We start from the raw sequence: 25523 nt of genomic DNA, 5'->3' as shown, positions 1-25523 counted from the left end.
CGGACGGTCCGGTCTCGGCCTGCCGTCCTGGTGCCGTGAGCTGCGGATTGCGGCAGTCGTCTGTGTCCCGCGCCTCTCTGATTGCTTGTGCCGCATACGCCCCGTCCGGTTCGCGCTCCGGGCGGTGCCGGGTTTGTGGCCGTGGTTGACGTCGCTGCGGCTGGAGAACGCGCGGGCGTCGGATCGTCGGACGGAACCGGATCCGCCGTCGCCTCCCGCGGTGCTGCCGGAAGCGGGGTCGTACGCGCGGGCGCACCCGGAGGTCTGCGTGACTGCTGCATCCCGTGTGACGCCGGCTCGGTGACCCGCGCCACAGTTCCCCGCTGTGGCTTGCTGTGGATCTCCCTGGTTCGGAATCTGGCGTCACCAACTCACGCCGGACTGACCGAGGTTGCCGTGAACTGCCCGAGCCCGAAGTGCGGATCGTCGAATGTGCAGTTGCTCTCTCACTACCGGGACAGTCTTCCGCCGGATTCGCCGCTGCGTGACGTTTACGCGCAGCCGGCCGCGGCGGATGTCTCGTATCTGGCGGCGGCTGGTCTGGCGCTGCTGGGGATTGTGGTGGTCGTGTCGGGTGCGGTCTTCGCCGGCCTGGTCGCGGTCGCGGTGGGGGCCGGCTGGGGCGTGGTGATTCACCGGCGGGCGGAGGCCGCGGAACTGGCTCGGGCCCGGTGGGCGAACCGGCGCATCTGTCTGGCTTGCACCGAGCAGTGGACACCCTGACGGTACGTGCGCTTGTCCGCCCTGGTCGAAGGTGCGGTTCCTGTCCGGCTACGACTGCCACGGCCGTGTGATCACCGGCCTGGTCCGACCCTGCCGGGCGGGGTGGGTCGGCGGAGAGCGCCTTGGCGGGACTTTGGCCCGGAAAAACCCCGGAACGCCGCGGAGTTGCTGGTCAGGTCTGGGATACGGCTGGGAGACACCGGGAGTGGGGTGTGTTTCAACTCGCCGCTCGGATGCGCGCCGAGAAGGGCGCCTGGCGGGCATCTGCCCTGGTCAGGCGCCCTTTTTTCGCGTCTGGAAGACGTTCACGATGGCCCTGTAGGCGGTGTTCGTCCCGGGCGGATCGGGCTCGGTTGCGGGCGGGACGCGTTCGGCGATGACCTTCCGGGTGGTGGCGGCGCCCCTGACTGGCTCTCCCGGCCGCCGCAGGGCCGGCGATGGCGGGCCCCGCGGCGGTCACAGGTTGTGTCATATCAGGCGGTGTGCCCGGAGATCGGCCACGTACTTGGTGATCAGGTCCGGTGACAGACGGGGGATGCCGTTCTCGTCGTCGAGGGCTGCCGTCCGTACCGCCGAGCGGAACCGGTCCGCCGGCAGGGCGGATCCGGCGAGCGGCTGTTCCGGCTCGGCGAAGGCGTGCAGCAGTGGGAGCAGCGAATGCTGCTTCTGGCGGTCGGGCAGGCCGCGCAGGGAGGTCTCGAAGCGGTCGATCCACTCGGCGTGGTCCTGAACACGTGTCAGGGGATGTCCGGCTGTCATCAGCCAGTCGACGAACGTGTCGAGTGAGATGCCGTCCTCGTTCGGGTTGACCACGTTGTAGGTCCGGTAGCCCTCTCGTGCGTCGTCACCGAGCGAGGTGATGGCCCGCGCGGTGAAGTCCACCGGGAGCGCATCGAAGTGTGCGCGGCCGTCGCCGGTGCCCCGGGCGTAGAAGCTGCCGGGTGCGATGCCCGTCGCCAGCAGGCTCAGCACGAGGCGGGTGAAGACATCCGGGATGTTGAGCTGACCGCGGTAGCGCGGGTGCGCAAGGATCATGTTCGAGCGGAAGACGGCGACCGGCAGACCGAACGTTTCGTGCGCCTCGCGCAGCAGCACCTCGCCGGCCCATTTGCTGGCCGCGTAACCGTCGGCGTAATCACCGTCGAGGCCGCGTGCCCCGCAGGCGGTGCGGATGTCCGCCGACTCGTCGGCCGCTGCCGCGTTCCCGAAGACGACGGCGACCGTCGACAGGTAGGTGAACTGCTTGATCCGGGAGGTGACGGCGAGCCTGATCAGTTCGGCCGTTCCCAGCACGTTGGGGCCGAACAGCTGGCCGTAGGGCAGGACATGGTTGACCAGTGCCGCCGGGTGGACGATCAGGTCCACGGTGTCGGCCAGCCGCTGCCAGGTCTCCTCGTCGAGCCCGAGACGCGATTCCCCGATGTCGCCGGCGACCACGTGAAGATGCTGGGCGGCGGACTTGCGGTAGCGCTCCATGAGTTCCGGGTCGCCGCTGTCGAAGGCCGCGTCGAGCCGTGCCCGGGCTGCCTCGGCGGAGGAGCCGCGGACCACGCATACCAGCGTGCCGCCGCGCTCCGCCACGCGCTCCAGCCACTCAAGACACAGGAAACGGCCCAGGTAGCCGTTGGCGCCGGTCAGCAGGACGGTCCGGGCCTCGGGCAGCGGACCGGCCGGCCTTTCGGCCTGCGCGACGGTCCGCGCGTCGAGGAACGCGTCCAGCCGCAGCTCGGCCGCGTCGAGTCGCGTCGCGTCCGGGCCGTGGACGCTGTCGGCGGTAGGACGGCGGTCTTCCGACGCGAGCGCCCGCTCGATGTGATCGGCCACCTGCCGCAGCGAGTTGACCGGGTTGATGATCACGTCGACAGGGATGCCGACGTGAAAAATCTCCTTCATCAGCTGGGAGAACGTCAGCGCCGTAAGGCTGTCACCGCCGAGTTCGAGGAAGTGTGTGCCAGGCTCCACGACACCCTCTTCCTGCCCGAGAAGCGCCTGCGCAGCCCGCAGCACGGTAGTCGGTACCGGCTGGTCGGCGCCGACCTGACGCAGCGTCCGAAGTTCTTCGGCCTCACGGTCGGACAGCTCGGTGTACAGCGCTTCGAGACGCTCGCCGTACCGCTTCGTCAGGGCCGGCCGTAACGGCTTGCGCACCCCGGAGAGCAGCCCGTTCTCCGGGGCGAACGGCTCGGTCTCGACGAGGAGGTCCCGTGGAATCTCGTAGGAGTTCAGCCCCGCCGCGGTGGCGAGCTGCTGCAGGGACTCCCGCAGGATCGGCTTGAGGCGCCGGGCATCCCCGTCGACGCGGTCGAGGGCCTCCTTCGTCGGTACGACGACCGCGAGCAGGTAGGCGCGGGTGCTGCTGCCGTACAGGAAGATCTGCCGGACGACCGGACTGCCGTTGAAGAGCGCCTCCAGGCGGGAGACAGCGACGAATTCGCCCTGTGACAGCTTGAGGACGCTGGAGCGGCGGTCGACGTACCTCAGTTCGTCGGGGCCGACGCGGGCCATGATGTCGCCCGTGCGGTAGAAGCCGTCCTCGTCGAAGACCTCGGAGGTGGCGTCCGGACGCCGGAAGTACCCGGGGACGAGCCGGTCGGACCTGATCAGCAGTTCGCCCCTGGGGTACGGCGAGTCGGTTCCGAAGTATCCCAGCTCGGGTACGTCGGCCAGCTTGTGGTCGGTCACCGGCGGGCGCAGCACCCGGCCGTCGAGGGAGACGACCCCGCCTTCCGTCGACCCGTAGCCGTCGAGCAGCCTGACATGGAAGCAGTCCTCGATGAATGCCGTCGTCTCGGCGCCCGGCGGGGCCGAGGCGCTGACGGCCCACAGGAGGCGGCCGCCCATGACCTTCTCCCGCAGTTCCTCCATCACCTGCCCCGCCGGCTCGGCCGCATCGCCGCCTGCCCCGGTCCGGCGGGACAACTCCGCCCGGTAGTGCTGGAAGAGCATGTCGGAGATGCGGGGAACCATGACGAACTCGGTGGGACGGACCAGGGAGAGGTCCTCGAAGAGCGTCGACAGGTCGCTGGACGCCGCGAAACAGGCGAGGCCCCCCTTGGCGAGCGTCCCGAACAGTGCGCCCCTTCCCATCATGTGACTCAACGGCAGGTAGTTGAGCACGATGGAGGGCCGCACCACCTGGCCGGGCACGAAGTCGACCCAGAACTGCCTGACCAGACGTTCGGTGTAGATGGCCCCCTTGGGGATGCCGGTACTTCCCGAGGTGTAGATCAGCGCGCTCAGCGCGTCGGCCGCCGACCCGTCGGGAACCCGGGGAAGCGACGGCAGCGCCCTTCCCCGGTCGACGACCGACGCCAGCGTGTCCAGGGCCACTCCGCGGCCCCGCGCCGCGAGCCGGGCGCGCGCGGACTCCAGCTCTTCCTGGTGGGCGGTTGCCTCGGGCCGGTGGCCGATGACGACGATCCTGCCCAGCGAGGGGGCATTCGCCGCAATCTCCAGCGCGACCTCCAGGTGGTCGACGTCCACCACGAGCAGGCGCGGTCCGGTCTGCTCGACGATGGGGGCCAGGTGTGCCGCCGAAGCACCCGACGGCAGGGGAACGGACACCGCGCCGGAGCGGACACAGGCCAGATCCGCCACGGTGTATTCGGCGCTCGTGGGACCGAGGACGGCGACGAAGTCGCCGGGGCCCACCGCGTGTTCGGGGTGGTGCCGCCACTCGGAGGCCACCGCACCCACCCGCTCCCAGAGTTCGCCGTAGGTGAGCGTGTCGAACCGCTGTAGCAGGCGCAGCGTGGTGCGGCCCGTCTCCGGGTCGGTGGCCGGCTCCCTGGCACGCTCGCCCAGGGCGGGGCGGTCCGCGTATGCCTCCATCACGGTGGCCACCAGATCGGCGAGCGGCAGCCCGGGGCGCCGGATCGCCTCGGTGACGGCGTCCAGGGGCGCGGTGTCACGGAACTGGGCGTCGGTCGCGTACAGGCGGGCGCTTCGTCGGTCGGCCCGTGCGTCGAACTCGTGGGTGGGGGGTTGGGGGCGAGACACGAGTGATCTCCTTTGCGGCCGTGAAAGCCTGTTCATGTGGGGGCGTTGCTGTTCGGGCAGGGTGACCGTGTCAGCGGGAGGGCTGACGTATGTGGCGGTCCTGTCCCGCACCGTGTCCGGTGACTGCCGTGGCGATGCCGAGGACGGCCAGGACGGTGAGCGGAAGCGTCCAGCTGTGCGTGGTGTCGTGCAGGATGCCGAGGAGGAGGGGGCCGGCCGCCGCCACGAGGTAGCCGATGGACTGGGCCATGCCCGCCAGTGCGGCGGCTTCGCCGGAGCTGCCGGCGCGCTGGCTCTGGAAGGTCAGTGCGAGGACGAGGCACGCGCCGCCGCCGAGTCCGAGCAGGGTGCACGCCAGGACGGACAGCGCGGGGGCGGCGATCAGTACGGTGAAGCCGCCCGCCAGGAGGGCCGAGGCGCCGGCCGCCATCCAGCGCTGGTCGTGCCGGCCCCGGGTGAGCAGGGGCAGCAGGCTGCTGGCCGCCAGGGACACCACCTGGTAGTAGAACAGCATCCATCCGGCCGTGGTGCTGCTCGTGCCGCGGTCGATCAGGATGCTGGGCAGCCAGGCGACGGCGGTGTAGAAGGCCAGGGACTGCAGGCCCATGAAGAGGGTGACCTGCCAGGCGAGCCGCGACCGCCAGGGGACCGGGCTGTGGGTCCCGCCGGTGGACGCCTGTGGCTTGTCACCCCGCATCCGGGGCAGCCAGGCGAGGAGCGCCGCGACGGTGAAGGCGACGCCCCAGGCCAGCGCGGTGCGCCAGGAACCCGGCACGGTGTGGGCCAGCGGCGCGGACACCCCGGAGGAGACCGCGGCCATCAGGCCCATGACGGTCACATAGAGAGCGCTGACGCCCTGGATGCGGTGTGCGGGCACGCTCCGCCTGATCAGGGCCGGCAGCAGCACATTGCCGAACGCGATGGCCGCGGAAAGGATCACCGTTCCGGCGAACAGGCAGGCCACGGAGGGAAGGGAGCGGACCACCGTCCCGACGGCCAGCACACCGAGCGCCGCCACCAGCAGGCGAGCGCTGCCGAACCGGTGGGAGGCCCGGGCTACGAGGGGCGACGTCGCGGCGAACGTCAGCAGCGGGAGGGTGCTCAGAAGTCCGCCCCAGCTCGATGTCAGGCCGCTGCCGTGCTCGATGTCCGGCAGCAGGGTGCCGACGCCGGTGAGCGTGGTGCGCAGGTTCGCCGCGACCAGGCAGATCGCGATGACGAGTCCGGCGGACACGGCGGGCCGGGCGCTGTCGGCGGCCGGTGCCTCGGAGGCTGAGTGCTGACGGGATATCGAATCCGGCTGCGGGTTCACTGTTCCTCCGCTGGGCGTGCGTCGGCGGTTTCGCGGTCGCGGGTGAGCCGGACGATCGCGGCCGCGGCGTCGCGGGCGCCGTCCGCGTCCCCGGCCTCGATCGCGTCGACGAGCCGCCGGTGCAGGCGGGCGTGCTCCTCGGCGTGGGCGGCATCCCAGGGCAAGCCCCCCAGGTGCGCGGTGAGCGCCGTGCCGAGGTAGTCGTACACCTCGATCAGCAGGTCGTTCCCGCTCGCCCGGACCACGGCCCGGTGGAACAGCGCGTCGACGCCCGTGGCCGCGGACGCGTCCTCACCGGCGCCGGCCGCGTCGGCGTCGGCCAGCAGCTCCCGCAACTGCTGCACCTGCTCCTCGCTGCGGCGCAGGGCCGCGGCGCCCGAGGCGTACTCCTCCAGCACGGTCCGCAGCTCCAGCACCTTGTCCCGCTGCGCGGAACTCGCCCGCCGCACCATGACCGACTGGAGCTCGCTGGAGGAGCGGACGTAGGTGCCGTCCCCGGCTCGGGGCTCCAGCAGGCCGAGGTGCACCAGCGCACCGATCGCCTCCCGCAGGGTGCTGCGGCCGACCCCGAGCTCCTCGATGAGGGCCTGCTCCGGCGGGATCCGCGTCCCGACCGGCCAGCCCCCTGCCTCGATGTGCGAGCGGAGGCTCTCCACGAGCTGGGCGGACAGGCTGGCCGTCCGCCGTGGTGCGCTGATGCGTTTCATGGGAACACCGTACACAAACATCAGACATTTGAACATCGTCTCTTGTGGTGCGCACTTCTCCCGCCTCCAGCGACAACAAGTGTCCGCCGCTGAGAACGGCGCGGCGATCACAGCCGGCCGTTGGCCTCCACGGGCCGGGCCGCCTCGGCGCGGGTGCGTGCCCGCGTCTTGCCGATCGCCGACGACAGGTGGTTGCGCATGGTGCCCGGGGACAGCCTCGATCCCGCCGAGCACGACCTGTGGGCCGTCCACGATCTCGCCGAATGGCATGAGTTGATGGCGCCCGGCTCCTTCGTCCGTCTCGACGCCATTGAGCGAGTACGGCGCGGGGCGGATCCGGCGGAGCTGGTCCGCGCTGAGCCGGCCTCCGTCGAAGATGAGACCCACCTTGTTCAGGGGCATCCGGGGCCCGGCGTGCAGGAAGTGGGTCAGGAGCAGTCTCGGTGTGTCCGGGCCGAGTTCGAGGCCGGTCTCTTCGACCGCTTCGCGGCGGGCGGTCCGGAGAGGGTCTTCCCCTTGCGCGTCGAGGTCGCCGCCCGGGAACTGCCAGAGCCGGGATCCGTAGACCGGGCGCAGCTGTACCGGTCGGACGTGCACGTCGCGGACGTACAGGCAGCCGTACACCGTGTGGTGGGGAACGGTCTGCGTGTACTGCGACGGTGTCATCGGCAGGGGACGGCCGGGCCGTGCGGGGCGGTGGTCGAAGGTGAGGGCGCCGAGCGCTTCATCGGCCGGCGGGTAGATGCTGCGGAGGTCGACGAGCATCTCCTCGCGCCGGCAGTCCGGGTCGATGCGGGCGGGATCCTCCGCATCGAGCAGATCCTCGAACGAGGCGTACGGGGTGATCCGCTTCGCGATGACGTCGAGTTCCCGGTCGCTGTCCCGGTCGTGGAAGACGAGGGCGTCTCCGATCTCGACCGCCGCCTCTCCGGGGAGGCGACGCGGACCTCTCCTGTCTTGCGTCCCGACTCCACCTGCCCGTAGTAGCGCCCCGAGGGGTGGAAGTGATGCTGGCGCCGCGAGGCCGGGTTTCCGCGCTGGTTGCTGGACGGGGTGCGCTGCGCTCCGACGTGCACTGCGGTTTCAACCTGGCGTGGGCCACGCAGGATGAGGATGGCCAGTCCGTCGGTGTCGTGCCGCTCCGCAGCCGCCCACTGGTTCTGCAGGCGTGCGAGGTCGTCCTCGTCGAGGGCGACACCGCGCGTTCGGCAGGGGGGTGGGCGGCGAGCGGGGTGATGATCACAGGGGCGCCGCCCGGCCGTAGCCGGTGGCCCAGTGCGTCCAGGGTGCGGTCGCGGGAGGTGAGGAACGGGGGCGACGAATCGCAGGGTGATCAGGTTGTAGCCGTCGGCGTGCAGCGATGCACCGTCGTCCTTCTCGACGTCGAGGTGGCCGGCGCCCGCCGACCCGGCGCCGGGGCGCGTGCGGCGGCGAGACCGTCCATCGTGTGAGCGCTGTTGCTGGGTTTCGGAGTGGGCTTCAGCTATGCGGGCCAAGTCGTCCGCATCCCATGACGCCCGACGACGGGCGGCACAGTTGGTGCCGCCCAGGCCGAACTCGGTGCAACAGACTATGCAGGTAAGGCGGACCGACGGTAGCCCTCGGAGACCACATGGCGGATGCTATCCAGCCCACCGCGGACCGGCAGGCGCACGCGGTAGCGGCGAACCAGCAGGCCTGGGCTGAGACGTGCGGCCCAGCGGCTATGAGTCAGCTGCCGTGAGGGACGCGAGCAGCGCGAGCGCGTCCGCCGAGCGCGAGCCCGTCTCGGCGTGTAGCAGCAGCGCTTCCAGGCCGTCCGCGCCGGTCACCGCGAACTTCTCCACCATCAGCTTCAGGCCGCCGACGCGCGGATGCCGGATCTCGAACTCGGAGCTGTGGGCCGTGCGCACATCGTGGCGGGCCCACAGCCGGCGGAAGCGCTCGCTCTTGAGCGACAGCTCGCCGATCAGCGTGTGCAGCCGCGCGTCGTCCGTCTCCGCGCCCATCTGCGCACGCAGGTGGGCCACGACGGCGGCCGTGTACTGCTCCCAATGGGGGTGGTACTCCTGTGCCGCCGGTTCGGTGAAGAGGTAGCGCAGCCGGTTCACGCCCGGGACCAGGTCCGGGGAGAGCTCCTGGGCCAGCCGGTTGGCGGCCAGCACGTCGCCGTACTTGTTGAACACGATCGCGGGCACATTGATCGTCTGCAGCAGCATCGTCAGGCTCGGCGGCAACTGCTCGTCGCGCCGTGCGGCCGTGCGGCGGCGGTTCGGGCGCTGGCCCGCGAGTGCCAGCAGATACTCCGTGCCCTCTGCGTCCAACTGCAGCACCCCGGCGATCGCCTCCAGGACCTGCGGGGACGGGCTGCGGTGGCGTCCCTGCTCCAGTCGCAGGTAGTACTCCACGCTGATCCCGGCCAGCATCGCCACCTCCTCGCGGCGCAGGCCCGGCACCCGGCGCAGACCGTTCCCGGCCGGCAGCCCCGCCTCCGCGGGCGTGACCAGCTCACGCCGGGCGCGCAGGAAGTCTCCGAGGGCGTTGTCCATACGTACAACGTTAAGCCGGCAGCCGCTGCCGTGACTGTCCCAGCCGCTACCAGGAACGGCTGGGGCTGCCGGATCCGCGCCGTCCTGGTGAAGATCGGAACATGACTACGCGCACATGGTTCATCACCGGTGTCAACAGCGGTTTCGGCCGCGAGCTGGCCGAGCAGCTGCTCGCCCGCGGCGACCGGGTCGCCGGCACCGTACGGCGGGAAGGCTCGGCCGACGATCTGCGGGCCGAGTACGACGACTGCTTCTGGCTCGGGCACCTCGACGTCACCGATCCGAAGCAGGTACGGGAGGTGGTGGACGCCGCCTTCGCCGCCCTCGGCCGCATCGACGTGGTGGTGGCCAACGCCGGCTACGGTCTTTTCGGCGCCGCCGAGGAGTTCACCGACGAGCAGGTGGAGCACCAGATCGCCACCAACCTGCTCGGTTCCATCCGCACCGTCCGCGCCGCGCTGCCGCATCTGCGCGCCCAGGGCGGCGGGCGGCTGATCCAGCTCTCCTCGGTGGCCGGGCTCGCCGCGCACCCCGGCGCCTCGCTCTACCACGCGGGCAAGTGGGGCGTCGAAGGCTTCATGGAGGCGCTCGCCAGCGAAGTCGCCCCCTTCGGTATCGGCGTGACGATCGTCGAGCCGGGCGGCGCGCGCACCTCCTTCACGAGCAGCAGCCTGCGGCTGAGTGACCCGCTGCCCGCCTACGAGGGCACACCGGCCGCGATGGTGCAGGCATTCCGGAACACCCCCGTCCCGGTGCCCGGCGACCCGGCGAAGATCGCGGCGCGGGTCATCGAGAGCGCGGCCACGGAGCCGGCCCCGCTGCGGCTGGTGCTGGGCAGCGACTCGTACCAGGCGGTCACGGCGGCGCTGCGCAACCGGTTGGCCCAAGTGGAGCCGCAGCAGGAGACGGCGGCGCGGACGGACGCCGACAGCTGACAGCGACGCCCGGACCGGGCCTCAGAGAAGCCGGCCCGGGCGCGCCAGCCCTTTTGGAGCATCGCCTTGGCCAGATCGACAGTAACCAGTGGCCACAGGTTACGTGTAGGGCCCTTCTGAATCATGCTCTGAGCAGGTCGTTCAGCTCGTCCTCGGCGAGCTTGCCATGGAGGCTCACCCGCGAACAGCAGGCCAAGCGGCGGCGCAGCGATATCGAACTCGTCGCCGTCGGTGACTCCTACCCCTCCTCGGGATTGACCCGCCACCAGGTGACTGATCACCAAGCCACCCGGACGAGATCTGTCCTCTCCTCGCGTGGGCCGTCGCCATTGCGGTGGTGGACGACGTGCACGAAATGGAGAGCGGCCTCGTTGAGCTCGACGCCGACTTCCTCGGCGGCCTCGCGGATCGCGCCGGCGATCACGAATTCTCCGGATTCGAGGCGCGCACTGGGTGCGCAGAGCTGGCCATCCGCGGAGCCGGTGTTGGCGCGTTCCATGAGCAGGACGCGGCCGTCGGCTCTGCGCAAGGGTGCGTAGACATCGACGATGCTGCGGTAACGGCTGGTCATGCGGTTCTCCCAGGTTCCTGATTGACGGTCTTGGTCAGCTCACGGTTCGCGGCCCGTGCGGCGGACAACTCCTCATCCTTCTCCTCCAGTTGCAGGCGAAGGTCAAGAGTCTGTTGCTCGAGCTCGGTGATGCGGACCTGCAATCTGTCGATATCTGTGGGCGGTCCGATACCGGTGCTGCGCCAGACCTGCTCGCCCAGGGCTTCGGACAGGCGCTGTTCGAGTTGCCGGATCTGCTCAGACAGCCGGGTGCATCGTGCGTTCGCGGCCAAGAGGTCTGCTTGCAGTGACGCCCGGCTGACCGTCGGGCCCTTCCCCGAGTCTGGGGGCGACTCGGTGGCCAGCGCATGGACATGGGCGAGTAGATCAGGGTGCCGGTAGAGGAACGTCCGGTCGACTCCGGCGCTGCGTGCGACGGCGGAGACAGACACGGTGCCACCCTTGCGGGAGAGCTGATCCAGGACGTTGCGGACTCGCTGGCGGCGCCGCGCGGAGTCGGCTCGGCGACCTTGAGCGAGACGCTCACCTGAGCTCGGGGTGGGCGTCATGACGGACACTCCGGACGGACGTCGGGCAAGGGCTGCCGAATCTTGGGCATGCCGAGAAAGCCCTGCCGGGTCTTGCGGACCGTGGCAACGGCCTCCTCGATCTCGCCTCGCTCCTGTTCGGTCAGCGAGCCCAGATCCTCGGTGACTCGGCGGATGAGGCGTCGAACCCGATCGATCTCCTCGTCCGAGGGCATTGCCTCGCGCTTAGCCGTTGTGGAGCACGGGGATGACGGGCCTGTGGTGGCGGTGGACCACAGTTGGAGATGGGTGCCGGTGGCGGTCACCGCGAGGTCGTCGAGGAGGAGGGCGCCGGGCCGGGCGGGGACGTCCAGCGGGATGCGCCAGGGGGCGGCGCCGGTCTTGCAGGCGAACCGCCTCATCGAGCATTCCATGAACGAATGGCAGCGCGTCAGTCAAGGTGACGCACCCGGGGGCTGAACCGGGGATTTGGTCCGTGACTGGTCCGGAGGCACCGGTCAGGAGGGGTACAGCACTGGGAGGAAAAGGGAGTCAGCGCGCAAGCCGGGCTCGGTCGAGAGTTGACTGAGCGAAAGGCGCCTGCCGGGTGGAAATCCAGGTCAGGCGCCTTTTTGTGTGCGTCTAGAAGAAGCCGAGCTTCTTCGGTGAGTACGACACCAGAAGATTCTTCGTCTGCTGGTAGTGCTCCAGCATCATCCGGTGCGTCTCCCGGCCGATCCCGGACTGCTTGTAACCGCCGAACGCCGCGTGTGCCGGGTAGGCGTGGTAGCAGTTCGTCCAGACGCGGCCCGCCTGGATGGCCCGGCCCGCCCGGTACGCGGTGTTGACGTCGCGCGTCCACACCCCCGCCCCGAGGCCGTACAGGCTGTCGTTGGCGATCTTGACGGCGTCGTCGAAGTCGTCGAAGGAGGTGACCGAGACCACCGGGCCGAAGATCTCCTCCTGGAAGATCCGCATGCGGTTGTCGCCCTCGAAGATGGTCGGCTGGACGTAGTACCCGCCCTTCAACTCTCCCTCGTGGTCGATGCGTTCACCGCCGGTGAGGACCCTGGCGCCCTCCTGCCTGCCGATGTCCAGGTAGGAGAGGATCTTCTCCAGCTGATCGTTGGACGCCTGGGCGCCGATCATCGTGTCGGTGTCCAGAGGGTGGCCGGGCTTGATCTGCCGGGTGCGTTCGACCGCCGCGTCGAGGAATTCGGCGTAGTGACCACGCTGGATCAACGCCCGGGACGGGCATGTGCAGACTTCGCCCTGGTTGAGCGCGAACATCGTGAATCCTTCGAGCGCCTTGTCCCGGAAGTCGTCGTCCCGAGCCCACACGTCGTCGAAGAAGATGTTGGGCGACTTGCCGCCGAGTTCCAGCGTGACCGGCTTGATGTTCTCGGAGGCGTACTGCATGATCAGCCGCCCCGTCGTGGTCTCGCCGGTGAACGCGACCTTCGCCACCCGCGGGCTCGACGCGAGCGGCTTGCCCGCCTCCACGCCGAAGCCGTTGACGATGTTCACCACACCGGGCGGCAGCAGATCCGCGACCAGGCTCATCCAGTAGTGGATCGACGCCGGGGTCTGCTCGGCCGGCTTGATGACCACCGTGTTGCCCGCGGCGAGCGCGGGCGCGAGCTTCCAGGTCGCCATCAGGATCGGGAAGTTCCACGGGATGATCTGCGCCACGACACCCAGCGGCTCGTGGAAGTGATAGGCGACCGTGTCGTCGTCGAGCTCGCCCAGCGAACCCTCCTGTGCTCGGATCGCCCCCGCGAAATAACGGAAGTGGTCGATGGCGAGTGGAATGTCGGCCGCCAGCGTCTCCCGCACCGGCTTGCCGTTCTCCCAGCTCTCGGCCACCGCCAGCGGTTCGAGGGAGGCTTCCATGCGGTCGGCGATCTTGAGCAGGATCCCGGCCCGCTCCGCCACCGGCGTACGACCCCAGCCCGGCGCGGCCGCGTGCGCCGCGTCCAGCGCCCGCTCCACGTCCTCCGCGGTGCCCCGCGCCACCTCGGTGAACGGCTGACCGTTCACCGGCGACGGGTTCTCGAAGTACTGCCCGCGCGCCGGCGGCACGTACGCCCCACCGATGAAGTGGTCGTAGCGCGCCTGGTAGGAGACGAGCGCGCCCTCGGTGCCGGGCGCCGTGTAACGGGTCATCGTGGTCTGCCTCCGGTGAAGCGCTGCCCGCCGTTGGACAGCTCGGGCGGCGAGGCTAAGGACCCGGACGTTGCAACCACGTTGCGCGGCCGGTCGGCGTCCCGGCCGGGACGCCGACCGGGCTGTGCGGTGCCGCCAGTTGTGCGTCCAGTTCGGTGAGACGCGCCAGGACCGACGGCGTCGGCCGCAGCACGGCCAGCGCCCGCCACACCTCCACGTCGTCCTCACCCCAGGGCGCATGCGCCCAGTCGGCCAGCAGATCGGGGTCGCCGCGCGCGATCAGCGCCGCGCGCAGACCATCGGCCAGACTGCGTCGCAGCCGTACGACGGCCGGCGCCTGCGAGCCGGGCAGCAGCGGCCCGGCGTACGAGGCCACGGCTGCCGTGATCGCGCCCGCTGCCAGCCGCCGCTCCACCACGGTGACATCGGACTCCACCGCGGCCGTCAGCCGGTACGGTCGTGACACCAGCAGCCCCGGCCCCAACAACCTGCGCAACCGGGCCAGTTCCGCGCGGATGGTCACCGGCGTCACCGACTCGTCCTCGTACAGCGCGCACAGCAGCTCGTCTCCGGTCAGGCCCTCCGGGTGACGGGCCAGCAGCACCAGCAGCTCACTGTGGCGACGGCTGAGGACGAGCGTGCGCCCGGCCAGCAGGAGCCGCGCCTCGTCGCGGCCCAGCGCGGTCAGAGCGGCCGCCTCGCCCACGGACCGCGGCGGGGTGAGCAGCGCCAGCTGGGATTCGGCGGCGCGCGCCACCGCCTGCACGAACCCCAGGCTGTGCGGATGCGCCAGGCCGTCCCCGCCGGTGATGTCCACGGCACCGAGCACCCGGCCGGTGCGCGGATCGTGCACCGGCGCCGCGGCACACGTCCATGGCTGCACCTGCCGGATGAAGTGCTCGGCCGCGAAGACCTGCACGGGCCGGTCGACGGTGACCGCCGTGCCCGGCGCGTTGGTCCCGACCGCGCTCTCCGCCCAGCGCGCCCCCGGCACGAAGTTCATCCGGTCCGCCCTGCGCCGGGTGACGGGATGACCCTCCACCCACAGCAGCCTGCCGTGCGCGTCGCACACGGCGAGCAAATGCTCACCGTCCGCCGCGAACGTGCCCATCAGCTCGCGGAACAGCGGCATGACCTGGGCCAGCGGGTGCTCGGCGCGGTAGGCGCCGAGGTCGCCGTCCGTCAGTTCCACGTGCGCGCTGCCGTCCGGCCCCACGCCCGCCCGTGCGGAGCGCCGCCAGGAGTCCGCCACCACCGACCGCACCGGTCGCGGCACGGTGCCGGCCGTGGTGAACGTCTCATGCGCCCGGCGCAGCACACGAACGCGCTCGGTCGGGTCGGCCCCCGGCTCCAGGGCCACCCATGGATCGGTCAACTCGGCCTCCCCCCGGACGGCGATGCGGCTGGGGACATCGTCACTCGGGGGGTCGGCGCGGACAACCGTTTCGACCGGGCTCACCCGAACGATGGGCGACGGGCGCGCGCCGGCACACTACGCCGGGCGTGCGCCCGACGGACCGCAGGGCTGAGGCCCTGCGCGGGCGGCGGGTGCGGTCAGGCGAGGTTGACGAGTCTGATGTAGCGGACCCAGTCCCAGTTCGGCCCGGGGTCGGTGTGATCGGTACCGGGCACCTGCGCGTGCCCGAGGATGTGCGTCCGGTCCTTGGGGATGCCGTACCTGTCGCAGATCGCCGCCGTCAGCTTCGCCGACTGCTCGTACAGCGCGTCGGTGAAGTAAGCGGGCTGGTCCACCCATCCCTCGTGTTCGATGCCGATGCTGCGGGTGTTGTAGCTCCAGTTCCCCGCGTGCCAGGCGATGTCGGCCTCGCGCACGCACTGGGCGACGTGCCCGTCGGCGGAACGCACCACATAGTGTGCCGACACCTGCTTCTGCGGGTTCTGGAAGATGGACAGGGTAGTGGCATACGTCTCCTGGGTGACGTGGACGATCACGCGGTCGACGGAGTAGGCGCTGGGGCGGGTGGACGCCGTGAAGTTGGCTGTGCTGGCGGGCTGCCACTCGGCGGACGGATAGTCGACGGCCTGAGTCTGCGCACCGGCGCGCGTGCCGGGCAGCAGTGCGTAGGGCACCGCGGTGAGGGCCGCGCCCTTCAGGATGCGTCGTCTGCTGGGCAGCGGTCGGGACCGGTCCATGGGCGATCGCCTTTCGGGAATGGGGGACTCGGGGGAAGTGCGGTGGCGGGGTCAGACGTGCAGCTCCGCCGCGGTCTCGCGCAGCCGTGCGTGCAGTCCGCGATGGGTCTCGCGGTCCGGCAGCCACTCCTTGCGGATCTTCGCCACGCACGTGTAATTGGTGTCGCACACGTTGGCCAGCGGCGATTCGACCGCCTGAGTCGCGAACTGGTAGGCGTCCAGTTCGGCGAATCCGTAGTCACGCACCAGCCACTGCACGAGGTCGAGCTGGGAGATCCGGAAGGCGTCCTCCAACGGGCGCGCCGAACCGGTGGAGACGATGTGGGTGTCGGATTCCAGGCGGGGCCACGGGGTGGAGACACCCTTGAGGAGTTCGACGATCACGACGGTGTTCATCGCACACTCGACCGCCACCCCGCAGGTCTCGCCCTCGCCCTGCCGCGCATGCCCGTCACCCAGGCTGAGCAGCGCACCTTCGACGTTCACCCCGAGATAGCAGGTGACACCCGCCCGCATCTCGGGTGTGTCCATGTTCCCGCCGTGCGCGTCGGGAACCAGCGCCGAGCGCACCTCCAGATGGGCCGGGGCCACGCCCACGGTGCCGTGCATCGGATCGAGGGGCAACTCGGCCTCGATGTCGCTGTCATGTGCACGGAACAGAGCGGTGCGGCGCATCCGGTCCAGCTGCCAGATCCACACGGTCTCGGGCAGCGGAGGCTGCAACGTGGCCGTGGTGTGCGTCGAGGTGAGCGCGCCGAACAGGGGCACCGTGGTCGACGCCGCCCAGTCACGGGCCGGCTCGATCGACACGAAGTGCACGGCCACCGTGTCGCCCGGCTCGGCGCCCTCGATGTGGAACGGTCCGGTCTGCGGGTTCAGGAACGGGAACTCGCACACCTCGGACACCAGGTCCTTCTCGGACCGCACCCGCCCGCCGAAGCAGTCCTCCGTGTACAGGTCAAGCACCGTTCCGGGCGTGATCCGCGCCACGGGCGGGGCACCGCCGAACGTCCAGGCGTACTCACCCGGTTCGGGTCGTACGGTCAGCACTCGCGGGTCGGTCATCGCTGTTCAGCTCCATTCTGCCGGGGGCCGGCGGACACGGGTTCGTCCAGGTGGACACGGGCGGTGTCGGCTATCCGCTCGGGGTGACGCCGTATCAGGATCACCAGGACGACGACTCCGGCCGCCATCCACACGCCGACCACCGGGCCGGCGTACGAAACCGGCGCCGTCAGCCGGGTCACGAAGTCGAACGCAGGTATTCCGGCAGCGGTCAGCAGGGCGGGGACGAACGCCACGATGCCCAGCAACGGGAACAGCAGGTGCCGCACCGGTTCGAGGGCCGCGCGCCCCTGGCGCAGGAAGTACCGCGCGCAGGCAAGATTGACGACGATGTAGACACCGATGACGACGGTGACGATCACCGTGGCCAGCAGCAGGAACGCGGTCACCGGGTCGTAGCCGAAACCGAGACCGAGCATCGCGCCCACGGCGACGGCGCTCTGCACCGCGATGCCCGCGACGGGGGAGCGGTACGTGGGATGGAGCCGCGCGAGGAAGCCGGGCAGGACACGGATACGGGCCAGCGCGAAGGCCGTGCGCGTGGAGACGTTCGCGCACGCGTTGGCGTTGGCGATCGTCGAGTTCACCACCGCGAGGAACACCAGCACCCAGAAGAGTCCGAACGAAGCCCGCGCGACTCCCTCCCAGGACGCCTCGCCCGACGCGCCGAACGTCCCGAAGCGGCCCGGACCGAAGTAGACGGTCATCGCGTAGGTCGTCACCACGTAGAACAGGCCGATGCCCAGGGCCGCGCCGAGCACCGCGCGGTGCATGGTCCGCCGGGGGTCGCGCGTCTCCTCGGCGAGCGGGGCCGCGGCCTCGAAGCCGGCGAACGCCAGCACCGTGTAGACGGAGCCCGCGAAGACGCCGCTCATGCCTCCGTGGCCGTCGGCGGTGTGCGATGTACCGAAGACCGACAGGGTGTTGTCCGCACCCGCCCTGCCGATGAGCCAGCCGGCGAACACCAGGAGAACCAGAACCTCGAACACCCCGAGGACCAGGCCGAAGCGGGCCGAGGCGCGCACGCCCAGATACCCGGCGACCGCTATGACGACGGCGCCCGCGAGCGACCAGGGCCACCACAGGTCCGCCGGATACGACGACCACTCCTCGTGCAGTGTGCCGGCCGTGGTGAAGCCCAGTTGCAGGAGCAGCAGCGGCGGGATCAGTGCTTCCACGAACACATAACCCCAGCCGACGAGGAATCCCACGGCGGGATGCAGACCCCGCGCCGCGTAGGTGGCGACCGAGCCTGCCGCGGGCAGTTCCCGAGCCAGGTCGGCCACGCAGGACGCGGTGAACAGACAGGCCACCAGCGCAATCAGTACGGACAGTGGCAGGCTGCCGCCCGCGGAGGCAGCACCCGATGGGATGGAAGCGGCGACCGCGGCGGCGGGTGCCATGGCCGTGATGCTCTGGAACAGGACCTCGCGCAGCCCGATGGCGTCCCGGCGCAGCCCAGACGCGGTCTCCCCCGACATCCGCGAACCCCCTCGGTCCGTCGTCCCCCGCGACGCGCCCGCCGGGATCACGCCGGTGGCCGGGCCGCACCCTGCGTGAATCACGGTACGGCGCTCGCGGGTTGGGCAGAAGGGCGCCGTGTGAGTCGGTGGACGGAGGCGAACCTGTGGACAACTCGGTCACCTGTTCGGGGGAACTCGGCGCTGGAATCGGCTCATGGGGCTCTGCCTGTGACAGTGCTGTGACCGGAAGAGTGGTCCTGATCACAGCACATCGTGTTCGAATCCTGGTCGACTCTGCGGATGCGTGTCATGTCACTCCCGCCGTTCGCGGTCGCCACCGCCGCGTTATTTCTGACGGCGTGCGGCAGCCAGGTGCCCGGTCGGTCCTCCGGAGAGGCCACCCCTCCCGCGTGCGATGCCACGCCGACGCCGGGGGCCACGATTTCGGCGACGCCGGGCGGCAGTTCCGAACCGGAGACGGACCAGGTCACGATCACCGACGCCGGCGGCAGGGCCGGTGGCTGCGCGGTCTTCCAGGTCACCAACCACCACGACACGCCCTTCCGGTACACCATCACCTTCCGGTTCCGGCCCGCGAGCGGTGCCGCGCCGGTGAACACGACACGTGTCCTGTCGTCCGTCGAGCCGCACGCCACGGTGGCGGACACCGTGGACATGCTCGCGGGTCCGTCGGACGCCGCCGGTCGGACTCAGGTGGAGGTGGTCACCGTACGCGGCGTTCCCACCGCCGAGGCGCCGGCCCCGGCCGGCTCCTGCCCGCCGTCGGGGGTGCGCGTGTACGCGGACGGGGGCGATGCCGCCATGGGCCTGCGCGTGGTCAATCTCCATCTGGTGAACTGCGGCCCGGACACGTACCACATCGAGGGATACCCCCGGCTGAGCGTGCTCGACGACTCCCACCAGAGCGTCGGAGAGGTGCTGATCCTGCACGACGGATCCTCCGTCGCCGCGAGCACCGGAGCCGACGGTCCGCCCCAGCCGCTGGCCCTGAAGCCGGGCGAGGAGGCGTATGCCGGCCTGGTGTGGCGCAATACCGTGCTGTCCGGCACCCCGGTGAACGCCCCCTACGTGAGGGTGTGGGCGAAGCCGGGTGCCGCTCCGGTGACGGTGACTCCGGAACTGGACCTCGGAACGACCGGAAAACTCGCCGTCGGCCCGTGGAAGAGGGCCGAGCCACGATGACAGGCCCGGCGCCCCGGGCCGTGTGGCGGCGGTCAGACGGGATCGCCCTCACGCAGGTACGTGACGGCTCCCGCCATTGCCGCCGTGTGCAGGGAGACGAGCGTCGGGAGCGGCGCGGCGAGCGGCATGCGGGCCAACTCGTCGAGGCTGAACAGTCCGTGCCGGTCGTGTTCGGAGCTGAGCCGGATCCCCGTGTCCCCGGCGACGTTTCCCCCGTCGAAGAAGCAGTCGAGGACCGGACCCGTGCCGAGCACGTCCGCCCGGTGGTCGAGGCCGATCAGCCTGGGCGCCGGCGCGAGTTCGAGCCCGTCTCCTCCCGCATCTCGCGGCGTGCGGCCGTCCACGGATCCTCGCCGTGGTCCAGCATCCCGCCGGGCAGCCACCAGGTCCCGGCGGCCGGCTGTCCCGGTCCGTAGCGGAGCATCAGGACCCGGCCCCGATCGTCCAGCATCACCACACACGAGGCCAGAAGAGTCATGGGCTGGGACTTGACCCACTCTTCGCGCGGCACCCAGTCCGCCATGCGCGTCTCCCGGTGTCGAACCCGCACGCCGTCCGCATGCGGTCGTCAGACACCTTCCACTCGCGGTCGCCGGACAATCCGATTGCCCGTGCCGAACGTCTCTGCGAGGGTCGGGATCATGCCTGCCTTCCCCGCGCCCGACGGCACCGTACTGGCCTACCACGTCTTCGGGGACGGCCCTCCCGTCGTCTGCCTGCCGGGCGGCCCGATGCAAGCCTCCGCCTACCTGGGCGAGCTGGGCGGCCTGTCGGCGCACCGCCGGCTGATCGTGCCGGATCTCCGTGGCACCGGTGCCTCCGGGGTGCCGGCCGACCAGGACTCGTACCGCTGCGACCGTCTCGTCGCGGACGTGGACGCCCTGCGCGAACACCTCGGGCTCGACCGGATGGATCTGCTGGGGCACTCGGCCGGGGCGAACCTCGCTGTGCGCTACGTGGAGCGCCACCCGGAATACGTCCGCAGGCTTGCGCTGATCACGCCCAGCGTGCTGGCCGTCGGCATCCTGATCGACGCGGACCTGCGCCGGGAGACGGCGTCGTTGCGCGGCGGCGAACCCTGGTACCCGGCCGCCCGTGCGGCCCTTGAGGAGATCGTCGCCGGCCGCGCGACCGCCGACGCCTGGCGGTCCATCGCGCCCTTCGCCCACGGCCGTTGGGACGAGACCGCGCGGCGCCACCGGGCAGCCGAGGACGAGCAGCGCAACGACGCGGCCGCCGCCGTCTTCGCCGCCGCGGGAGCCTTCGACCCGGCTGCCACCCGCGCGGCGATAGCGGCCTTCGCACGCCCGGTGCTGCTGCTGGCCGGGGAGTTCGATCTGAACTCCCCGCCGCGCGCGGTGGCCGAGTACGCCGCGTTGTTCCCCGACGCGCGGTTCACCATCCAGCCGCGCGCCGGTCACTATCCCTGGCTCGACGACGCCCGGCAGTTCGTCGGGACGGCGGAGGAGTTCCTCGGCTGAGACCCCCTCAGGTGGCGTGTTCGGCCACCGACGCCGGATCGTCGAGGACGCCGCGCACCACGGAGTGCGCCGCGCCGAGCAATGGTCCCTCGGGGCCGAAGCGCGACACCGACACCGGACACGGCGGTCGTGTCGTGCGGTCCGCCAGCTCGGCCGTGAGCGACGGCAGCAGCCAGGGCGAGAGGCCCGCCAGGGCGCCGCCCAGTACCACCGACTCGGGGTCGAGCAGGTTCACCGCGCCGGTCAGGGCGATGCCGAGTGCCGTGCCGGCGTCGTGCAGGGCCCGACGCGCGCCCTCGTGTCCGCGGTCGGCGCTCCGGGCGAGCCGCCCGACCAGGTCCTCACCGGACGGGAGGCCGGCGGCACGCACGACCGCCTCCTCACCGGCGTACTGTTCGAGGCAGCCCCGCCCGCCGCACGGGCAGCGTGGTCCGTCCGGCCGGACCGGGACATGGCCCAGTTCCCCCGCGAAGCCCCGGGTCCCGCGCAGCAACTGCCCGTCCACGACGACCGCGGCGCCGATGCCGATCTCGGCCGACACGTGCAGGAAGTCGCGTGGGGTTCCCTCGCCGAGCCAGAGTTCCGCGAGCGCACCGAAGTTGGCCTCGTTGTCCACGGTCAGGGGTAGGCCGACGGGGAGCAGGGCGCCGAGGTCCGTCTCCCGCCAGTCGAGGTTCGGGGCGCGTACGACCGTGCGGGCGTCACGGGCCACCAGGCCGGGGACCGCCACGGCGAGCCCCGCCGCCCACAGCCCCGCCCGTTCCGCCTCGGCGACGACGCCGCGGACGAGCGTGGCGAGGTCGTCGACCACCGGTCCGGCGCCGCGGCCCCGGTTGGGGCCGTGTCGCACGGCACGCGCGCGTACCTCGCCGCGCAGGTCGACCGCGCACACCGCGAGGTGGTCGACGCCCACGTCCGCGCCGATCCCGGCCGGCCCGCGGTCGCTGACGGCGAGCGCCGATCCCGGGCGGCCGACCCGGCCGGGCCGCTCGGGACCGAGTTCCTCCAGGAGGCCCCACCGGGTCAGCTCCTCCACCAGGGTCGACACCGCGGCCCGGGTCAGCCCGATGCGCGAGGCGACCGCGGCCCGGGACAGCGGCCCCTCGGCACTGACGGCGTGCATCACCCGGGCCAGGTTGCGGCGGCGCATGCCCTGCTGGGTGTCGGGCAGCGCGCGGCCCGATGCGGCCGGGCCCTCGTGCGGCGGTGCGGTCATGCCTGCGTCGATCCTCGCTCCGTGTCCCTCAGCGGCGTTCCCGTGCGGTACCGGTCATGGGGAGTCCGTCCCCCGGGTCAGCAGCGGGGCCGCGTCGGAGAGTACCGCGGAGATCCGGGCCAGAGTCGTCTCGTCCCGGTCCACCGCGTCCAGCACCGGACCCGCGGCCGTGTTCCAGCGGCGGGCGACCGCGGCCGGGTCCTCGCCGGTCAGCAGCCCGGCGGCCTGTGCCGCCGCGCCGAGCGCGACCAGTTCCCCGGCCTCGGGGACCTGCACGGGTCGTCCCGAAAGGCGTCGTACCGTCTGCTGCCAGGCCGTGCCACGGGCGCCGCCGCCGATCAGCAGCAGGGGCGTGGTGCGGTCGGCGTCCTCGTCCAGCACCAGGTCGAGGGCGCCGAGCAGCGCATGGACGGCGCCGTCGTACGCCGCCTGCAGGAACTGTCCCGCTGTCGTGTCGTGGCGCAGCCCGTGCAGCAGCCCCGAGGCGTTCGGCAGGTTCGGGGTGCGTTCGCCGTCCAGGTACGGCAGCAGGGTGACGGCACCACCGGGTTCGACCGCCTCGCGGTCCAGACCCAGCAGGGTGGCGACGCGGTCGACGGCGAGGGTGCAGTTCAGGGTGCAGGCCAGCGGCAGCCAGTCCCCGCGCGCGTCGGCGAAGCCCGCGACCGTGCCGGTCGGGTCGGCGGGACGGTGCGTGGACACCGCGTACACGGTGCCGGACGTGCCGAGGCTCAGCACCGGCGCGCCGGGACGGAGGCCGAGACCGAGTGCGGCCGCGGCGTTGTCACCGGTGCCGGGTGCCACCAGGGTGCCCTTGGAGAACGGCAGATCGTGGCTGTGGCGGACGGTCCCCGCCACCTCGCCGGGCCGGACCACCCGGGGCAGCAGCGCCGGGTCGAGTCCCACATGGGCGAGGGTCTCCTCGTCGTACGCCTCGGTCCCGGACGCCCACCAGCCCGTGCCGGAGGCGTCGCCGCGGTCCGTCGTGCCCTGACCGGTGAGGCGCTCGGTGAGGTAGTCGTGCGGCAGGCGCACCGCCCTGGTGGCGCGGACCGCGTCCGGTTCGTGCTCGGCGAGCCAGGCCCACTTGGTGACCGTGAAGGACGCGCCGGGCACGCTGCCGGTGCGTTCCGCCCATGCCTTGGGACCGCCCAGCTCCTCCACGAGGCGGTGGGCCTGCGGCGCCGAGCGGACATCGTTCCACAGCAGGGCCGGCCGGACGGGCTCGCCCGCGCCGTCCAGCGTGACCAGGCCGTGCTGCTGGCCGCCGATCGACACCGCGGCGGCCTCGCGTGCCGCGTCGCCGCACTGGCGCAGCGCCTCGCACAGTGCGTCCCACCACTGGCGCGGGTCGCTCTCCCGGCCCGCGCCGGTGGTGACGGCATGCGGCGCCTGGCCGCTCGCCACGACCCGGCCCGTGGCCGTGTCGACGACCAGCGCCTTGGTGGACTGGGTGGACGTGTCCACGCCGACGATGAGCGGACCATCGGCTGCTGACATCGGGCTCTCCCTTTTCCGTGGCTCGCGGGATCCGGCCTTGGGTTTTCGGTCTGTCCGGGACGACGACGACCGGGCGTCACCCCTTCGGGGACATCTTCTCCCTTCCCAGGGATGCGGCTGCATACTAATTTGTAAACCGCCATGACGAAATAGTCGCAAGCGAGCAAGGAGCCGCGGCATGAACTACCGGCCCACCCCTGAGGACAGGTTCACCTTCGGTCTGTGGACCGTCGGCTGGCAGGGCAGGGACCCGTTCGGGGACGCCACCCGCCGGGCCCTCGACCCCGTCGAATCGGTGCAGCGCCTGGCGGAACTCGGCGCCTACGGAGTGACCTTCCACGACGACGACCTGATCCCCTTCGGTTCCTCCGACACCGAGCGTGAGTCGCACGTCAAGCGGTTCCGCCAGGCCCTTGACGCCACCGGCATGAAAGTGCCCATGGCCACCACCAACCTCTTCACCCACCCCGTCTTCAAGGACGGCGCGTTCACCGCCAACGACCGCGACGTGCGCCGCTACGCCCTGCGCAAGACCATCCGCAACATCGACCTGGCCGCCGAACTGGGCGCGACGACCTATGTCGCCTGGGGTGGCCGGGAAGGCGCCGAATCCGGCGGCGCCAAGGACATCCGTGCCGCCCTCGACCGCATGAAGGAGGCATTCGACCTGCTCGGCGAGTACGTCACCACCCAGGGCTACGACCTGCGCTTCGCCATCGAGCCCAAGCCGAACGAGCCCCGCGGCGACATCCTGCTGCCCACCGTCGGCCACGCGCTCGCCTTCATCGAGCGCCTGGAGCGCCCCGAGCTGTACGGCGTCAACCCCGAAGTCGGCCACGAGCAGATGGCCGGCCTCAACTACCCCCACGGCATCGCCCAGGCCCTGTGGGCGGGCAAGCTCTTCCACCTCGACCTCAACGGCCAGAACGGCATCAAGTACGACCAGGACCTGCGCTTCGGCGCCGGCGACCTGCGCGCCGCGTTCTGGCTGGTCGACCTCCTGGAGGACGCCGGCTACGACGGTCCGCGCCACTTCGACTTCAAGCCCCCGCGGACCGAGGACCTCGACGGCGTATGGGCGTCCGCGGCCGGCTGCATGCGCAACTACCTCATCCTGAAGGACCGCGCCGCCGCCTTCCGGGCCGACCCCGAGGTCCAGGAAGCCCTCCGTGCCGCCCGCCTCGACCAGCTCGTGCAGCCCACCGCCGCCGACGGCCTGCAGGCACTGCTGGCCGACCGCAGCGCCTACGAGGACTTCGACGTGGCGGCCGCCGCCGCCCGCGGCATGGCCTTCGAACACCTCGACCAGCTCGCCATGGACCACCTCCTCGGCGCCAGGAGCTGAACGCACGCGCGTGTGGGGCTCACCGCACGCGCGTGTGGGAACGATTGCGCACGCGCGTGGGGCGGTGGATTTCCTGCCGCCCCACGCGCGCGTGCCGACGACCGTCCGGCGCCGCTGTGCACCGGCTCGGGGCCTTCTGGTCGGACAGTCCTGTGACGGCCTTCCCGGAGGACGTGGTGAGCGGGATCGCGTCGATCACCTCGACGGCGTTCCCGGTCAGCCGGATCTTCACGATCGGAGGGTCGAATCCCGGCACCGGGAACGTGCGGCGCTTCTCGCCGCCCACCTTGATCTGGCCGTTCGACCCCCAGTCGGTCACTGTCCAGAACTCGCCCTTGCGACTCGTCGGGTAGACGTCGCCGCCGATGCTGCCGAGGTCCACACCGCGGTCGTCGGCCACACTGCGGGGCAGGAGAGCGCCGCTGAACGCACGCAGCGGGATGGCGCCGAGGATCGCCGTGCGGACGACGCGGGACTTCGCCGTCCCGGCCGGTACCGCCGCGGCCGTGCCTGTCGCCACGAACACGGCTGCCAGGGCCGGAGGGAGCCCGGCGACTGCGGGACGCCGGGTATCTCTTCGGCCGGTGGTGTGCGAGGACGCCAGGTCTCGCCGGGGCAAGTTCGGGTCAAGTTCCATGACGGCGGCCAC

General features: G+C 71.2%; 21 protein-coding genes and 3 pseudogenes. 5 read left to right on the top strand and 19 right to left on the bottom strand.

Annotated elements, in window-relative coordinates:
- Window positions 1-300 precede the first annotated feature (300 nt).
- A complete protein-coding gene (locus tag ACFY2B_RS07425; protein WP_390762185.1) occupies window positions 301-723 on the top strand; it encodes a hypothetical protein in 423 nt (140 codons plus the stop codon).
- 468 nt (window positions 724-1191) lie between these two features.
- Here ACFY2B_RS07425 and car read toward each other — a convergent pair whose 3' ends face one another.
- The 6 genes and pseudogenes from car to ACFY2B_RS07395 all read right to left on the bottom strand — a co-directional run bounded on the left by car (window position 1192) and on the right by ACFY2B_RS07395 (window position 9269).
- A complete protein-coding gene (gene car / locus ACFY2B_RS07420) occupies window positions 1192-4722 on the bottom strand; it encodes a carboxylic acid reductase (RefSeq protein WP_390762184.1) in 3531 nt (1176 codons plus the stop codon).
- A gap of 70 nt (window positions 4723-4792) precedes the next feature.
- Window positions 4793-6034, bottom strand: coding sequence for a CynX/NimT family MFS transporter (locus ACFY2B_RS07415; protein ID WP_390762183.1), 1242 nt, complete (start codon window positions 6032-6034; stop codon window positions 4793-4795).
- Window positions 6031-6741, bottom strand: coding sequence for a FadR/GntR family transcriptional regulator (locus ACFY2B_RS07410; RefSeq protein WP_390762346.1), 711 nt, complete (start codon window positions 6739-6741; stop codon window positions 6031-6033). The genes ACFY2B_RS07415 and ACFY2B_RS07410 overlap by 4 nt, the downstream gene beginning before the upstream one ends.
- A 107-nt stretch (window positions 6742-6848) precedes the next feature.
- Window positions 6849-6956 (bottom strand): annotated as a pseudogene (locus ACFY2B_RS07405) (DNA-binding response regulator); the annotation flags it as partial.
- A gap of 283 nt (window positions 6957-7239) precedes the next feature.
- Window positions 7240-7407 (bottom strand): annotated as a pseudogene (locus tag ACFY2B_RS07400) (NUDIX hydrolase); the annotation flags it as partial.
- 1037 nt (window positions 7408-8444) lie between these two features.
- On the bottom strand, window positions 8445-9269 hold the full coding sequence (locus tag ACFY2B_RS07395) for a helix-turn-helix domain-containing protein (RefSeq protein ID WP_390762182.1): 825 nt from the start codon (window positions 9267-9269) through the stop codon (window positions 8445-8447).
- 101 nt (window positions 9270-9370) lie between these two features.
- On the opposite strand from ACFY2B_RS07395, the gene ACFY2B_RS07390 reads away from it, so the two are divergent.
- Complete coding sequence (locus ACFY2B_RS07390) at window positions 9371-10204, top strand: SDR family oxidoreductase (RefSeq protein WP_390762181.1); 834 nt, start codon at window positions 9371-9373, stop codon at window positions 10202-10204.
- Window positions 10205-10481: 277 nt separating this feature from the next.
- Here ACFY2B_RS07390 and ACFY2B_RS07385 read toward each other — a convergent pair whose 3' ends face one another.
- From ACFY2B_RS07385 to ACFY2B_RS07350, 8 genes are all read right to left on the bottom strand, one after another.
- The gene (locus tag ACFY2B_RS07385) at window positions 10482-10775 is read right to left on the bottom strand and encodes an NUDIX domain-containing protein (protein ID WP_390762180.1); all 294 of its coding nucleotides are present in this window, start codon (window positions 10773-10775) and stop codon (window positions 10482-10484) included.
- Window positions 10772-11323, bottom strand: coding sequence for a DUF6262 family protein (locus ACFY2B_RS07380; protein ID WP_390762179.1), 552 nt, complete (start codon window positions 11321-11323; stop codon window positions 10772-10774). Before ACFY2B_RS07380 ends, ACFY2B_RS07385 begins: the two co-directional genes overlap by 4 nt.
- Window positions 11320-11703 carry a hypothetical protein gene (locus ACFY2B_RS07375; RefSeq protein ID WP_390762178.1) on the bottom strand — a complete coding sequence of 128 codons (384 nt, stop codon included), beginning with the start codon at window positions 11701-11703 and terminating at the stop codon, window positions 11320-11322. The genes ACFY2B_RS07380 and ACFY2B_RS07375 overlap by 4 nt, the downstream gene beginning before the upstream one ends.
- Window positions 11704-11923: 220 nt before the next feature.
- The gene (locus ACFY2B_RS07370) at window positions 11924-13447 is read right to left on the bottom strand and encodes an aldehyde dehydrogenase family protein (RefSeq protein ID WP_390762177.1); all 1524 of its coding nucleotides are present in this window, start codon (window positions 13445-13447) and stop codon (window positions 11924-11926) included.
- Between the two features lie 55 nt (window positions 13448-13502).
- Entirely contained in the window at window positions 13503-14822 is a 1320-nt protein-coding gene (locus ACFY2B_RS07365; protein WP_390762176.1) for a GAF domain-containing protein, read from the bottom strand.
- Between the two features lie 179 nt (window positions 14823-15001).
- A complete protein-coding gene (locus ACFY2B_RS07360; RefSeq protein ID WP_390762175.1) occupies window positions 15002-15601 on the bottom strand; it encodes an N-acetylmuramoyl-L-alanine amidase in 600 nt (199 codons plus the stop codon).
- A gap of 51 nt (window positions 15602-15652) precedes the next feature.
- Window positions 15653-16666, bottom strand: a complete 1014-nt coding sequence (locus ACFY2B_RS07355; RefSeq protein ID WP_390762174.1) for an acetamidase/formamidase family protein — start codon at window positions 16664-16666, stop codon at window positions 15653-15655.
- Complete coding sequence (locus tag ACFY2B_RS07350; RefSeq protein WP_390762173.1) at window positions 16663-18147, bottom strand: APC family permease; 1485 nt, start codon at window positions 18145-18147, stop codon at window positions 16663-16665. Before ACFY2B_RS07350 ends, ACFY2B_RS07355 begins: the two co-directional genes overlap by 4 nt.
- 291 nt (window positions 18148-18438) lie before the next feature.
- On the opposite strand from ACFY2B_RS07350, the gene ACFY2B_RS07345 reads away from it, so the two are divergent.
- The gene (locus ACFY2B_RS07345; RefSeq protein ID WP_390762172.1) at window positions 18439-19332 is read left to right on the top strand and encodes a DUF4232 domain-containing protein; all 894 of its coding nucleotides are present in this window, start codon (window positions 18439-18441) and stop codon (window positions 19330-19332) included.
- A gap of 32 nt (window positions 19333-19364) precedes the next feature.
- Here ACFY2B_RS07345 and ACFY2B_RS07340 read toward each other — a convergent pair whose 3' ends face one another.
- Both ACFY2B_RS07340 and ACFY2B_RS07335 read right to left on the bottom strand, forming a co-directional pair.
- Window positions 19365-19676 carry a hypothetical protein gene (locus ACFY2B_RS07340; RefSeq protein ID WP_390762171.1) on the bottom strand — a complete coding sequence of 104 codons (312 nt, stop codon included), beginning with the start codon at window positions 19674-19676 and terminating at the stop codon, window positions 19365-19367.
- Window positions 19610-19855: an NUDIX hydrolase gene (locus ACFY2B_RS07335; protein WP_390762170.1), complete on the bottom strand. Its 246-nt coding sequence runs from the start codon at window positions 19853-19855 to the stop codon at window positions 19610-19612. The genes ACFY2B_RS07340 and ACFY2B_RS07335 overlap by 67 nt, the downstream gene beginning before the upstream one ends.
- Window positions 19856-19973: 118 nt before the next feature.
- Here ACFY2B_RS07335 and ACFY2B_RS07330 point away from each other — a divergent pair, with 118 nt between their 5' ends.
- A complete protein-coding gene (locus ACFY2B_RS07330) occupies window positions 19974-20813 on the top strand; it encodes an alpha/beta fold hydrolase (protein ID WP_390762169.1) in 840 nt (279 codons plus the stop codon).
- Window positions 20814-20820: 7 nt separating this feature from the next.
- On the opposite strand, the gene ACFY2B_RS07325 is transcribed toward ACFY2B_RS07330, so the two are convergent.
- Entirely contained in the window at window positions 20821-22029 is a 1209-nt protein-coding gene (locus ACFY2B_RS07325; protein WP_390762168.1) for an ROK family protein, read from the bottom strand.
- Window positions 22030-22083: 54 nt separating this feature from the next.
- Window positions 22084-23529 (bottom strand): xylulokinase, encoded by a 1446-nt coding sequence (gene xylB, locus ACFY2B_RS07320; protein WP_390762167.1) that lies wholly within the window; start codon window positions 23527-23529, stop codon window positions 22084-22086.
- A gap of 178 nt (window positions 23530-23707) precedes the next feature.
- On the opposite strand from xylB, the gene xylA reads away from it, so the two are divergent.
- Window positions 23708-24874, top strand: coding sequence for a xylose isomerase (gene xylA, locus ACFY2B_RS07315; RefSeq protein WP_390762166.1), 1167 nt, complete (start codon window positions 23708-23710; stop codon window positions 24872-24874).
- Between the two features lie 133 nt (window positions 24875-25007).
- Here xylA and ACFY2B_RS07310 read toward each other — a convergent pair.
- Window positions 25008-25511, bottom strand: a pseudogene (locus ACFY2B_RS07310) (esterase-like activity of phytase family protein); the annotation flags it as partial.
- Between the last annotated feature and the right edge of the window lie 12 nt (window positions 25512-25523).

The sequence above is a fragment of the Streptomyces sp. NPDC001270 genome (assembly GCF_042896695.1).
GTDB lineage: Bacteria > Actinomycetota > Actinomycetes > Streptomycetales > Streptomycetaceae > Streptomyces.
This window is presented reverse-complemented; position numbering and strand designations above follow the sequence as displayed.